11 protein-coding genes are annotated in these 12,121 nt (G+C 71.1%); 4 read left to right on the forward strand and 7 right to left on the reverse strand.

Features of this window, described 5'->3' with window-relative positions; genetic code table 11:
* Nucleotides 1-23: 23 nt before the first annotated feature.
* From ACIBF7_RS42730 to ACIBF7_RS42740, 3 genes are read right to left on the reverse strand one after another with little or no spacing between them, the layout of a single operon-like run.
* Nucleotides 24-1,193: a substrate-binding domain-containing protein gene (locus tag ACIBF7_RS42730; protein ID WP_271276744.1), complete on the reverse strand. Its 1,170-nt coding sequence runs from the start codon at nucleotides 1,191-1,193 to the stop codon at nucleotides 24-26.
* A 45-nt stretch (nucleotides 1,194-1,238) separates the two neighbouring features.
* Nucleotides 1,239-2,285 (reverse strand): ABC transporter permease, encoded by a 1,047-nt coding sequence (locus tag ACIBF7_RS42735; RefSeq protein WP_148031743.1) that lies wholly within the window; start codon nucleotides 2,283-2,285, stop codon nucleotides 1,239-1,241.
* Between the two features lie 45 nt (nucleotides 2,286-2,330).
* Complete coding sequence (locus tag ACIBF7_RS42740; RefSeq protein WP_271276745.1) at nucleotides 2,331-3,086, reverse strand: SDR family NAD(P)-dependent oxidoreductase; 756 nt, start codon at nucleotides 3,084-3,086, stop codon at nucleotides 2,331-2,333.
* A 143-nt stretch (nucleotides 3,087-3,229) separates the two neighbouring features.
* On the opposite strand from ACIBF7_RS42740, the gene ACIBF7_RS42745 reads away from it, so the two are divergent.
* The 4 genes from ACIBF7_RS42745 (at nucleotide 3,230) to ACIBF7_RS42760 (ending at nucleotide 7,660) form a co-directional block, all read left to right on the forward strand.
* Nucleotides 3,230-4,093 (forward strand): carbon-nitrogen hydrolase family protein, encoded by an 864-nt coding sequence (locus ACIBF7_RS42745; protein WP_271276746.1) that lies wholly within the window; start codon nucleotides 3,230-3,232, stop codon nucleotides 4,091-4,093.
* A gap of 29 nt (nucleotides 4,094-4,122) precedes the next feature.
* Nucleotides 4,123-5,097 carry a cyclase family protein gene (locus tag ACIBF7_RS42750; protein WP_397199674.1) on the forward strand — a complete coding sequence of 325 codons (975 nt, stop codon included), beginning with the start codon at nucleotides 4,123-4,125 and terminating at the stop codon, nucleotides 5,095-5,097.
* A 48-nt stretch (nucleotides 5,098-5,145) separates the two neighbouring features.
* Nucleotides 5,146-6,840, forward strand: a complete 1,695-nt coding sequence (locus ACIBF7_RS42755; protein ID WP_397199675.1) for a dihydroxy-acid dehydratase — start codon at nucleotides 5,146-5,148, stop codon at nucleotides 6,838-6,840.
* A 109-nt stretch (nucleotides 6,841-6,949) separates the two neighbouring features.
* Nucleotides 6,950-7,660, forward strand: coding sequence for a GntR family transcriptional regulator (locus ACIBF7_RS42760; RefSeq protein ID WP_397199676.1), 711 nt, complete (start codon nucleotides 6,950-6,952; stop codon nucleotides 7,658-7,660).
* Nucleotides 7,661-7,668: 8 nt separating this feature from the next.
* On the opposite strand, the gene ACIBF7_RS42765 is transcribed toward ACIBF7_RS42760, so the two are convergent.
* From ACIBF7_RS42765 to ACIBF7_RS42780, 4 genes are read right to left on the reverse strand one after another with little or no spacing between them, the layout of a single operon-like run.
* The gene (locus ACIBF7_RS42765) at nucleotides 7,669-8,289 is read right to left on the reverse strand and encodes a response regulator transcription factor (RefSeq protein WP_148031737.1); all 621 of its coding nucleotides are present in this window, start codon (nucleotides 8,287-8,289) and stop codon (nucleotides 7,669-7,671) included.
* The gene (locus tag ACIBF7_RS42770; RefSeq protein WP_397199677.1) at nucleotides 8,286-9,494 is read right to left on the reverse strand and encodes a sensor histidine kinase; all 1,209 of its coding nucleotides are present in this window, start codon (nucleotides 9,492-9,494) and stop codon (nucleotides 8,286-8,288) included. The genes ACIBF7_RS42765 and ACIBF7_RS42770 overlap by 4 nt, the downstream gene beginning before the upstream one ends.
* 37 nt (nucleotides 9,495-9,531) lie before the next feature.
* Nucleotides 9,532-11,352: a hypothetical protein gene (locus tag ACIBF7_RS42775; protein ID WP_397199678.1), complete on the reverse strand. Its 1,821-nt coding sequence runs from the start codon at nucleotides 11,350-11,352 to the stop codon at nucleotides 9,532-9,534.
* Nucleotides 11,337-12,104 carry an ABC transporter ATP-binding protein gene (locus ACIBF7_RS42780; RefSeq protein WP_148031734.1) on the reverse strand — a complete coding sequence of 256 codons (768 nt, stop codon included), beginning with the start codon at nucleotides 12,102-12,104 and terminating at the stop codon, nucleotides 11,337-11,339. The genes ACIBF7_RS42775 and ACIBF7_RS42780 overlap by 16 nt, the downstream gene beginning before the upstream one ends.
* Nucleotides 12,105-12,121 lie beyond the last annotated feature (17 nt).

A 12,121-nucleotide genomic window follows, 5' to 3' on the forward strand; every position in this document is an offset into this window, starting at 1 on the left:
GCCCGGCGGAAGGCGACAAGTGATCAGCTGTAGGCCTGCTTGAGCTGCTCCGGCGTGAGCTCGGAGGACAGGACAGCGCTGGCGGGAAGGTCGGGGTCACACTTCGGGGGCTTCGTCTCGTCGAGCGTGTCCTCGAAGATCGGGATGTTGATGATCTCCGGCTCGTCGTTCTCGATCCCCTGGTGCGCGGCGACGGCCTTGCGCAGCGCGAGACGGATGATCCAGGTACGCGCCGACACGGTCACGGTCTGGAAGGTCGGGTGCTTGTCGGCGTTCTCCTCCCAGGCGCAGGCGAAGCCGTTGTTGTCGTTGGCGGTCCACTTCGGCAGCGGCCGGCCGGCCTGGAGGAAGGCGCGGATGCCGCCCAGGGAGGCGTCGCCCGAGTCGGTGATCACGCCGTCGATGGTCGGGTACTTGGTGAGCAGCCCGGCGACGACCTTCTGCATCTGGGCGGGGTTCCAGTTGGTGTCGACCGGCTTGCCCGGCTCGTTCAGCAGCTTGACGTTCCCGCAGGCGGAGTTCTCCTTGAGCTCCTTCTCGATGCCGATCATCTCGGTGATGCTCTGCGTGTTGCCCGGGGTGCCGCCGAGGAAGACGACGTTGCCGCCCTTCTCGCCGAGGGCGTCGCACATCCAGCGGGTCCAGGTGACGCCGTCGTTGACCGTGTTGTGGCCGACGAACGTGGTGTAGTCCACGCCCGGCTTGCCGCCGGGGTTCGCCGTCCAGGGCACCACTTGCACGCCGGCCTTGTACGCCTCACGCAGGGTCGGCAGCAGCGCCTCGCCGGCGTCGGGGAAGACCACGAGGGCTTCGACGCCCTGGGCGACCAGGGCCTTGATGTCGCTGATCGCCTTCTGCGGGTTGTTCTGGCCGTCGGCGTAGGGCAGAACGGTGATGTTGGGGCACTTGGCGGCCTCGTCCTCGAACTCGGCGCGGGCCGTCTTGCGGAAGGCGTTGTCGCCGGTGCCGTCCGCGAGCGCGACCTTGACCGGCTTGGTGCCGCAGAAGTCGGACATGGGGCGGAGCTGGGAGACGTCGCCGATCTTGGCCGCGTTGTCGTAGACGGCCTCGACGCCGCCCTCGGTGGCGTTGTCCGCGGCGCCCGGCCCGCCGGCGCAGGCCGACACGCCGAGGGCGAGGGCCAGGACGGCGGCCGAGCCGCGGGCCCGGAAGCGGGCTCTGGTGGAGGTCATGGGGTTCTCCTGTCTGGGGGACACTGGTGAGGGGTGCCTGGTCGGCTAGCGCGATGGCAGCGTGGAGGCGGGGTCGGGGGCGCGGGTGGTCAGCCGCGCGCGGACGGCGCTCCACGGCACGCCGCGGGCCACCACGCTCAGCGCGAGTACGGCGGCCTGGACGAGGAGCTGGGTGGCGGTGGAGGCGCCGGCGGCGAGCACCACCTGGTCCAGCTGGGTGAGGAAGAGCGCGGCGACGGCGGTGGCGGCCAGGTTGGTGATGCCGCCGGACAGCAGGCTTCCGCCGAGGACGACGGCCGCGATGGTGGGGAGCAGGTAGGTGTTGCCGAGCAGGATGTCCGGCGTGCGCAGGTAGCCGGCGAGCAGGACTCCGGCCAGCGAGTAGCAGATGCCCGCCGCCACGTACGCGCCCATCTCGTAGGAGCCGGTGGGCAGGCCGAGCAGCCGGGCCGCGGGCCGTCCGGCGCCGACGGCGATGAAGCGCCGGCCGAGCACCGTGTGGCGGATGATCCAGTGCGCGAGCCCGACCACGACGACCGCGACCAGCAGCAGGTTCGGGATGCCGGCGACCGATCCGACGGCGAACGCGCTGAGGGCGGCGCTGGCGGAGGCGGGGAAGCCGCTGGAGACCTGCAGGACCACGCCGATGAGGATGGAGTTGACCGCCAGGGACGCCACGAACGCCGCGATGGACAGCCGGACCACGGCGAAACCGATGATCAGCCCGCCCAGCGCGCCCGCGACCAGGGCGAGCCCGACGGCCGCCCAGACGGGGACTCCGGACGCGGCGGGGAGTTTGGTGGCGAGCACCGCGGCCAGCGCCATCCCGCCGGGCACCGACAGGTCGATGCCGCCGTGGGCGACGACGAGGGTCTGACCGAGCGCGGCGATCGCCATCACCGCCGCGAACGGCAGCATGGACAGCACCGCGGATCCGGACAGGCTGCCGGGCGAGATGAGCGGGCTGGCGGCGAAGAGCAGCAGCGTGATCAGCCAGATGGAGGAGAAGCGACCGGCCCTGAGGCGACGCAGATCGATCAGTCCACCAGGTCCGGCGCGCTTGGCCGGCGGCGAGGTCGTACGCCGAGACATTTACGAGTACCTCTCTGGAAATCTGCAGGGACCGCGGGTCCGTGCTCAGATGGCGGTGTAGCCGCCGTCTACGGCCACGTCCGCGCCGGTCACGAAGCTGGCGGCGGAGCTCAGCAGGAAGGTGACCACCTTGGCCACCTCGTGGGGGTCCGCCAGGCGGGCGATCGGGTGGCCGGCGATGAGCCGCTGCCGGGCGGAGTCGGGATCGGGCTGGGAGCCGAGGTAGGTGGCCAGCTGCTCGGTGGCGACCGATCCGGGGCTGACGACGTTGCAGCGGATCCCGGCGGCGGCGTAGTCGACGGCGATCTGGCGCGACAGCTGCAGCACCGCTCCCTTGGAGGCGCAGTAGGCGGCCTGGCCGGGCAGGCCGACCGTGCCGGAGATCGAGGAGAGGTTGACGATCGACCCGGGGGTCCCCTGGGCGAGCATCGCGGCCACCGCGTGCTTGGACAGCAGGAAGGTGCCGGTCGCGTTGACCGTCATGACCCGGTTCCACTCGTCGAGGGTGGTCTCGACCAGGGGTTTGGCCACGATCGTGGCGGCGCAGTTGACCAGGCCGTCGAGGCGTCCCCACCGGTCGGTGGCGATCTTGAAGGCTTCGGCGACCGCGTCCTCGTCGGTGACGTCCAGCCCGTGTGCCAGGGCGTCGTGTCCGCTGGAACGGAGTTCGGCGGCGAGCCGTTCCACGGGTTCGACGCGTTGATCCGTCAGGAGAACGGACGCGCCGGCCGCCGCGCACTCGCGCGCTGTGGCGGCGCCGATGCCGCCTCCGGCACCGCTGACGATCACTACTTCTGGCACAACTCAGCCCCTCTCCCACGGAATGTCCGATTCGTCGGGTCACCATTGCATGCAGCGTGCAGCATGTCAACGACTTGACGTGCTGCATGCTGCATGCCACTCTGCCGGGTATTCACTCACCACCGGACCCGAGGGATGGCACGTTGACCGGCTCACCTACCGCAAGCGGCGTCCAGGTCGGGGTCGCTCAGATCAGCGTCGACCGGACAGACGTGGCCGCCAACGTCGAGCGGGTCATCGAGACCCTGCGGGCCGGCGCGGCGGGCGGGCACCAGCTCGTGGTCTTCCCCGAGTGCGTGCTGACCGGCTACCTGTTCGACTCCCGCGCCGAGACGCGCGCCGCCGCGATCGGCGCCGCCGACCCCAGGATCGGCCGCATCGTGCGCGCCTGCGCGGAGACCTCCGTGCACGCGGTGGTGGGCCTGCTGGAGGAGGCGGACGGGCGGGTCTACAACTCGGCCCTGGTGCTCGGACCCTCCGGGATCATCGGCCGCTACCGCAAGCAGCACCTGCCCTACCTCGGCGCGGACCGGTTCGTCGACCCGGGCGCCGACGCCGCGCCCCGGGTGGCCGACACCCCCTTCGGCCGGGTCGGCGTGATGATCTGCTTCGACCTGCGCTTCCCCGAATCGGCCCGCGAGCTCGCGCTCCAGGGCGCCGACCTCATCGCGATGCCCACCAACTGGCCCATGGGGTCGGACATGCTCGCCGACCACATGACGCGGGTGCGCGCGCTGGAGAACCTCGTCTATCTCGCGGTCGCCGACCGCGCCGACGCCGAGGCCGGCACCCGCTTCATGGGCAGAAGCCAGATCATCGCCCCCTCCGGAGAGGTGCTGGCCGACGCGGGCCAGGACGAAGGGCTGTTCGGGGCGTCGATCGACGTCCGGGCCGCCCGTACGAAACGGCTGATCAAGAAGCCGGGCGAGTTCGAGCTGCCGGTGTTCGCCGGGCGCCGCCCCGAGATGTACGGCGAGCTCACCCGCCCGATGGCCTCGGGCCAGTAACCGGATCGAACAGGAAGGCCGACATCACCATGTGTGGACCAGCGCTCATCAGCGAAGCGACCAGGAACAAGATCGCGGCTTACTGTGCGGAGTTCCGCGAGGTCACCCGCAGCCCCTTCGGTCCCGACGACGAGATCGGCATGCTCAACCTGATCACCCCCGAGGCGTCGCGTGAGGTGCTGAGCCGGGCGGACGGCGGCAGCGTCATCGACCTGTCGGTGGACTACTTCGTCGGCATGCCCTCGTGGACGAAGGCCGGCGACCCGAACTTCCAGCAGTGGATGACGCACACCCCCGCCGGCACGGTCCTCGACGACATCACCGGAGTGGGCCGCGAGCAGAACGAGCTGGTCTCCTACTCGGGCGACGCCATCTCGATGTACACCCACTGCGGGACGCACATCGACACCCTGAACCACTTCGGCTACAACGGCAAGATCTGGAACGGGTTCTCCGCCGAGGAGCACATCAGCTCCCGGCACTGGACCAAGTGCGGCGCGGAGAAGATCCCTCCGATCATCGCCCGCGGGGTGCTGTTCGACATCGCCGCCCTGTACGACACCGACATCCTGCCCGACAACCACGGGATCGGCGCGGACGACCTGCGCGAGGCCATGCGGCGGCAGAATGTCGAGTTCCGTCCGGGCGACGTGGCGCTGATCCGCACCGGCCGGATGCGCGCCTGGCCCGCGATCGACGCCTACATCGACAACAGCCCAGGCCTGAACCTGGAAGGGGCCGAGTTCCTCGCCCGGATGGGCGCCTCCGTCATCGGCGGCGACACCCTCGCCCTGGAGCAGATGCCCGGCGCGGACGAGGAGAACTGGCAGGTCGTCCACACCTATCTCCTGGGGGAGGCGGGCGTCCCCATCATGGAGGTCGTCGACTGCGAGCAGATCTCGGCCGAACGGCTCTACGAGTTCGCCTTCGTCGTCGCCGCCATGAAGCTGCGCGGCGCGACCGGCGCCCCGATGCGCCCGCTCGCCATGCCGCTGCGCCCGTGACCCTGCCGGCCCCCTTCTCCCGAACCTGCCAGACCCCCGGAGGTCCCCATGCCCGCCCGACCGACTGAGTCGGCCATCGACCGGAGCCGTACGTCCTACGGCGACGACGGTTTCAGCACCTACCTACGGCGTGCTTTCCTGGCCTCCAGCGGGTACGACGACGAGGCGCTCGACCGGCCGATCATCGGCATCGCGGTGACCAAGTCCGACTACAACACCTGCCATCGCGACATGCCGGCCCTGCTGGAAGCCGTCAGACGCGGCGTCCTGGAAGCCGGCGGCCTGCCCATGGACTTCCCGACCATCTCTCTCGGGGAGATCCTCACCTCCCCGACGACGATGCTGTTCCGCAACCTGCTCGCGATGGACACCGAGGAGATGATCCGCGCCCTGCCGATGGACGCCGCGGTCCTCCTCGGCGGGTGCGACAAGACGGTGCCGGCCCAGCTCATGGCCGCCGCCTCCTCCGACAAGCCGGTCCTGCTCGAAGTGGTCGGGCCGATGATGACCGGCAGCTGGCAGGGCGAGCGCCTCGGCGCCTGCACCGACTGCCGCCGCTTCTGGGGCCGGCACCGGGGCGGCGAGCTTGACGAGTCCGAGATCACCGGCGTCCGCAACGAGCTCGTGTCGACCGCGGGCACGTGCGCGGTCATGGGCACCGCGTCCACCATGGCCTGCCTCACCGAGACCCTCGGCATGATGCTGCCCGGCGGCGCCACCCCTCCGGCCGCCACCGGCGCCCGCCTGCGGCACGGCGCCGAGACCGGCCGCCGGGCCGTCGAACTGGCCCGGTCGGGAGGCCCCGTCCCGCGCGAGATCCTCACCCCGGCCGCCTTCCGCAACGCCGTCCGGGTGCTCTCGGCGATGAGTGGATCGACGAACGCGCTGGTCCACCTGATCGCCGTCGCGCGGCGGGCCGGAGTGGACCTCACGCTCAAGGACTTCGACGTGATCGGCGCCGACGTGCCGTTCCTGGTCGACTGCAAGCCCGCCGGATCGGGATACCTGGAGGACTTCCACCGGTCGGGCGGCCTGCCGGCCCTGCTCAAGGTCCTCGAACCGCTGCTCGAACGGGAGACCGTCGGCGTCTCCGGCAAGCCGCTCGGCTCGCTGATCGACGAGAGCCCGGCGCGCGAGGACTGGCAGACGACGATCCGCCCGCTGGGGGACCCGCTCGGCGCGGCGGGCAGCCTGGCGGTGCTCCAGGGCACGCTCGCGCCGAGGGGAGCGGTCATCAAGTCGGCGGCCGCGAGCCCGCACCTGATGAACCACACCGGGCCGGCCCTGGTCATCGACTCGGCGCAGGACGCCCAGCGGATCCTGGACGACCCGGACCTGGACGTCACCCCGGACCACGTCCTGGTGCTGCGCAACGCGGGGCCGATCGCGGCGGGCATGCCCGAGGCGGGCGCCCTGCCCATCCCCGCCAAGCTGGCCCAGGCCGGGATCAGGGACATGGTGCGGGTCTCCGACGCGCGGATGAGCGGCACCTCCTACGGCACCGTGGTGCTGCACTGCGACCCGGAGAGCGCCGCCGGAGGACCGATCGCGCTCGTCCGCGACGGCGACCTCATCAGGCTGGACGTCGCGGCGCGGCGGCTCGACCTCCTCGTGGACGAGGACGAGCTGGAGCGCCGGCGCGCGGACTTCGTCCCGCCCGAGCTGCCCGCACGGGGGTGGCGCAGACTGTACGCGCAGACGGTCCTGCCGGCCAGCGAGGGAGCGGACCTGTCGTTCCTCTGACCGGCGGCGTTGCATGCCGCATGCCACATCTTCGTCCTGAGTGATATCGTCTCGGCCGACCACGGCGTTCTGGCGCTGCGCGGACCGACTGACCGGGAGCCATGTCCATATGGAGCAGATCTCGACGGACCAGACGTCGCTGGCGGCCCAGACCTTCGAAGCGGTCCGCCGGGCCATCGTCACGGGTGAGCTGGCACCTGGCACGCTGCACTCCGTCGTGGAGATCGCCGCCCAGCTGGGGGTCTCGCGGACGCCCGTCCGTGAGGCCCTGCTGCAGCTCGCCACGCACGGCGTGGTCCGGTTCGAGCGGAGCCGGGGCGTCCGGATCCTCGAGATAGCCACGCGCGACATCGAAGAGATCTACACGCTGCGCTACCTGCTCGAAGTCCCCTCGGCCTACCGCGCCGCGACCATGATGACCGACGACCAGATGGCGTCCTTCTCCAAGGCGCTCGAACGGATGCGGCAGGCTTGCGAGAGCGGGGACGAGCGGCTCTTCCAGGAGGAGGACGTGGCCTTCCACGAGATGATCCTGGAGGCCGCGGGCAACACGCGGGTGACCCAGTCCGTCGCGACGATGCGGGCGCAGATGGCCGCGCGCGGCCTGTCCACGACCAAGACGCGGACTCTGTGGGACATCTGGCGGGTTCACGAGCGCATTCTCGAGGCCATCCAGGCCCGGGACGAGCAGGGGGCGGCCCAGGCCATGCGCGATCATCTCCTGGGGACGACGCGGCTGCTGCTGACCCAGTCGACCGGCGACCCGGAGGCCGGCGCCCGCTACGCCCCGCCCGTGCTTCCCGTCTTCACCGACGACTGAGCCCGCCGCTAACTGAGCAGACCTCGCCGGTACCCCTCGCCGACGGCGGCGGCGCGGTCGCGGACGCCGAGTTTGTCGTAGATGTGCAGCAGGTGGGTCTTGATGCTCGCCTCGCTGATGAAGAGCTTGGCGGCCGCCTGGCGATTGGAGGCGCCGTCGGCGACGAGGGCGAGGACCTGGAGTTCGCGGTCGGAAAGGGCGGCCTTGACCGGTCTGCGCACCTGGCCCATCAGACGGCCCGCGACGGAGGGCGATAGGACCGGCTCGCCGGCGGCCGTGGCGCGGACCGCGCGCAGAAGCTCGTCGGTGGGGGCGTCCTTGAGGAGATAGCCGGTGGCGCCGGCTTCGATGGCGGGCAGGACGTCGGAGTCGCCGTCGAACGTCGTCAGGACCAGGGTCTTGATGTGCGGGTGGGAACGGCGCAGGGCGGTGATGGCGGTGACGCCGTCCATCTCGGGCATGCGCAGGTCCATGAGGACGATGTCGACCCCGAGTGCGGCGGCGCGGTCGATGCCCTCGCGGCCGTTGGCGGCCTCGCCGGCGACCTCGATGTCGGGCTCGGCTTCGAAGGCGGCGCGCAGGCCGTCGCGGACGATGGGGTGGTCGTCGACGATCAGGAGGCGGATCACAGCACGTTTCCTTGGAGCGCGGGGACGGTGGCGCTGACGGCGGTGCCCTCGCCGGGCGTGCTCTCGATCTCGAGGGAGCCGCCGACGCCGCGCAGGCGCTGACGCATGCTGCTGAGACCGAATCCTCTGCTGCCGGGGTCGTGGATGCCGGTGCCGTCATCGCGGATGTCGAGCAGGACGACCGGGCCGGTGTAGGAGAGGGTGAGGCCGGCGCGGGTGGCGCCCGCGTGTTTGGCCACGTTGGCGAGGGCTTCCTGGGCGACGCGGAAGAGGGTGACCTCGATGGCGGGGCTGAGGGGGACGCGGTCGCCGGTCACCTCGACGTGCAGGTCGACGCCGGTGGTCTGGGTCCAGTTGCGGGCCAGGGTCGTCATGGCCTCGGGGAGGTGGGCTTCCTCCAGCTGGCGGGGCTGGAGGGCGGCGACGGAGCGGCGGGCCTCGGTGAGGCTGTCCTGGGCGAGGTCGAGCGCGAGTTCGAGGTGGGTGCCGGAGTCCTTGACGCGCTGGGCGGCGCGCAGCTGGGTGATGATGCCAGTCAGTCCTTGGGCCAGAGTGTCGTGGATCTCGCGTGCCATGCGCTGGCGTTCGTCGAGGATGCCGGCCTGGTGGGCCTGGGTGAGGAGCTGGGCGTGCAGGTCGGCGTTCTCCTCCAGGGCCGTCTGAAGGTCGCTGACTGCTTTGCGGTATTTGCGCTGCCGGTCCTCGATCCTGATGCCGAGGATGTGGCCGCCGCCGATGGCGACGGTCTGCACGGCGACGATCGCCACGTGGAAGGCGATGAGCTGGACGGTGGCCTGGGTCCAGTCGAGCGTCGAACCGTACAGGACGACGGAGGTGGCGGCGACGGCGGCGAAGGTCCACTTGGAGGGGGCGAAGTTGGCCGCCAGGAAGAAGCCGGAGATGCAGTAGATGACGAAGATGGGGTCGTGGAAGGCCAGCAGCGCGGCCGTGGACAGGACGCCGGCGAAGTGAACGGTGACGGCCACCCTCCGTCCGCGCACGGCGGCGGGAAGGAGGGTGCGGACGCCGAGAATCCAGGCGAGGGCCAGGGCGGTGAGCGCGAGGGTGCGGGGGATCCCGCCTTCGGGCTGGTCGGGTGAGGCCAGGCTGATGACGAGGGAAACGGCGAGGGTGACGTAGGGGATGACCTCGACGGCGCGCTCGAAGCGCCGCTCCCAGGTGGAGGGCGGGAAGGGGTCGTTCATCCGGGGCGATGCCCTCCTCTCGCGTACGGGGTGCGGCTCAGCTGCTGGTGGCCGACGAGGACGAGCTTAGGCGCATGGGGATGAGGATGGCGTAGCCGTACATGAGCAGCCCCAGGGCGATCATGAAGATGATCACGGGCCATTGCCAGATCGGCGGGAGATGCAGGGCCAGGAACCATACGGGGTTGTCGATGCCGAAGATCTTCATGACCATGGGCACGAGTCCCTGGGGGAACAGGGGGAGCCAGGCGATGGTGTAGCAGATCATGACCCCGATGCGGTGCTGGATGGGGAGGTCCGCGGTGGTGGGTTTGTCGGCTTGGGGCGCCGGGCCGTGCTTCATGAGGTTGAGCAGGTCGATCCCGTGGTTCTCAAGTCTGCGGTAGGCGATCCTGCCGAGTCCCCAGGCGCCGAGGGCTCCGGTCAGCACACCGGTGGCGACGCCGGCCCAGGGGTTGAGGAGGATGGCGCCGGCCGCGGGAAGGGCGGTCGCGGGGACCGCGCAGAGCACGAGCCAGGCCAGGCTGGTCTCGGCGGTTTCGTCGGCGCCGGTGCTGAGCGGGTTGCCGCCGCGCTTGTGCGGGTCGGTGCCGGGGACGAGCGAGGTGACGGCGAGCAGGACGATGATCCCGGCGCCGCCGCCGAGGAGGGCGGGAAGCAGGCCGAGCACCCACGGCCAGGCCCACGTCTCGCCGCTGACGAGGGTTCCGGCCAGGGAGAGGGCGACGGCGGCCGGGCCGACGATGAGCAGCCAGGCCAGCTGGCGGCCGCGTACGTCGGCGCGTTCCGCGCCGGGGGTCATGAGGGTGAGCCACAGGGCCGTCCCGTCGGCGCCGTAGAGGTTGGCCGAGGACGCGGCCGCCATCACGATCGCGATGAGCCCCGCGAAGGGGACCATGACCCAGACGTCGATGGTGATGAGCAGGAGAGGGGTGACGATGGCGTAGGAGAAGGCGGTGGCGAGGAGCTGGATGCGGACGAGGTCGCGCCACCAGGCGCGCAGCTCCTTGGCGGCGACGGCGCGGGCGCCGCTGGTGGCCGGGAAGGGGCGGGGCGTGCCGCGGCGGGGCGGCACACCGCCGCGTGCGGCCGAGACGACGCGCCGCGACAGCAGGACCGCCCAGGCGGCCAGGAGGAGGGCGATCACGCCCGCGTTGGCGACCAGGATGGCGATGGCGAGGGGCCAGGAGGCCTCGATGGCGGCCACGCCCCATCCGGAGGGCAGGACGCGGACGAACACCTCGGACCAGGCGTCGGTGTCGGTGACACCCATGGCTACGACGGGTGCCCAGCCGTTGCTGCACAGGGCGATGGCGGTGCCGGTCACGATGCCGACGGCGGCCGCGGTGGCACGGGATCTGACGAACAGGCCGATGAGCGCCACGACGACGCGGGAGATCATCACCATCGTGACGAGCGTGGTGACCGCCGCCACCAGGCCGACGAGCACTCCGGCCGGGCCGAAGCGCCACCCGTACACGGGCAGCGACAGCAGGGCGATGAGATTGACCGCGGGCGCGGGGCCCGCGAAAGCGCCGGCGAGCAGGGCGGCGGCGATCCGGCCCGGCTTGGCCGGGAGCATGGAGAAGTATTCGGGGCGCAGGGCCTCGTTGCCGCCCCCGATGAAGATGGGGCCGAAGATCCAGCCGGAGAGCCACACGGCCAGGGTGAGGGGCAGGTAGGCGGGCCACAGCACGGCGACGGCGATCGTTCCGAGGGCCAGGAGCAGCCCGAACGAGACGCCGGCGTACAGGTTGGTGGCGTCGTCGCCGCGCAGGGAGTTGCGCATGAGCGCCAGCCGCATGCGGATCATGTGCTGAGCCATGGCGGCCGGGCCGGGGGTCAGGAGGTGAGCCATGCCAGCCCCTCCGTTCCTCCGGTGCGGGCGCCGACGAGGCCGACGAAGGCGTCTTCAAGGGTCGCGGCGCCGCGCACGTCGGCGAGCGGCCCGGCGGCGACGACCCGGCCGTCGGAGATGACGCCCACGTGGTCGCAGATCTGCTCGACGAGAGCCATCACGTGGCTGGAGATGATCACTGAGCCGCCGTTGCCCGCGAACCTGCGCAGAATGGTCCTGATCGTGGCCGCGGAGATGGGGTCGACGGCCTCGAAGGGCTCGTCCAGGACGAGCAGGCGGGGGGCGTGCAGCAGGGCGACGGCCAGGCCGATCTTCTTGCGCATGCCGGTCGAGTACTCGATGATCAGCGTCCGCTCGGCGGAGTCCAGTTCGAGGACCTGGAGGAGCTCGTCGGTGCGCTCGGCGACCACGGCGGGGGGCAGGCCGCGCAGCAGGCCGAGGTAGGTGAGGGCTTCGCGGCCGGTGAGCCGTTCCGGCATGGCGTTCCCGTCGGGCAGCACGCCGATCAGCGCCTTGGCCTGGACGGTGTCACGCCACACGTCCACGCCGAAGATCTCGGCGCTGCCGGCGTCGGGACGGAGCAGGCCGACGGCCATGGCCAGGGTGGTGGTCTTGCCCGCGCCGTTGGGGCCGACCAGGCCGTAGAAGGAGCCGGCCGGGACGGTGAGGTCGATGTCGTCGACCGCCACGTGGTCGCCGAAGACTTTGCGGAGTCCGGCGGTGCGGAGTGCGGGCTCCTGGTGTGTTGGCATGCATTGAGAATCGCGCG

Origin of the sequence: Nonomuraea sp. NPDC050478, assembly GCF_044458265.1 — a bacterium.
GTDB lineage: Bacteria > Actinomycetota > Actinomycetes > Streptosporangiales > Streptosporangiaceae > Nonomuraea > Nonomuraea ferruginea.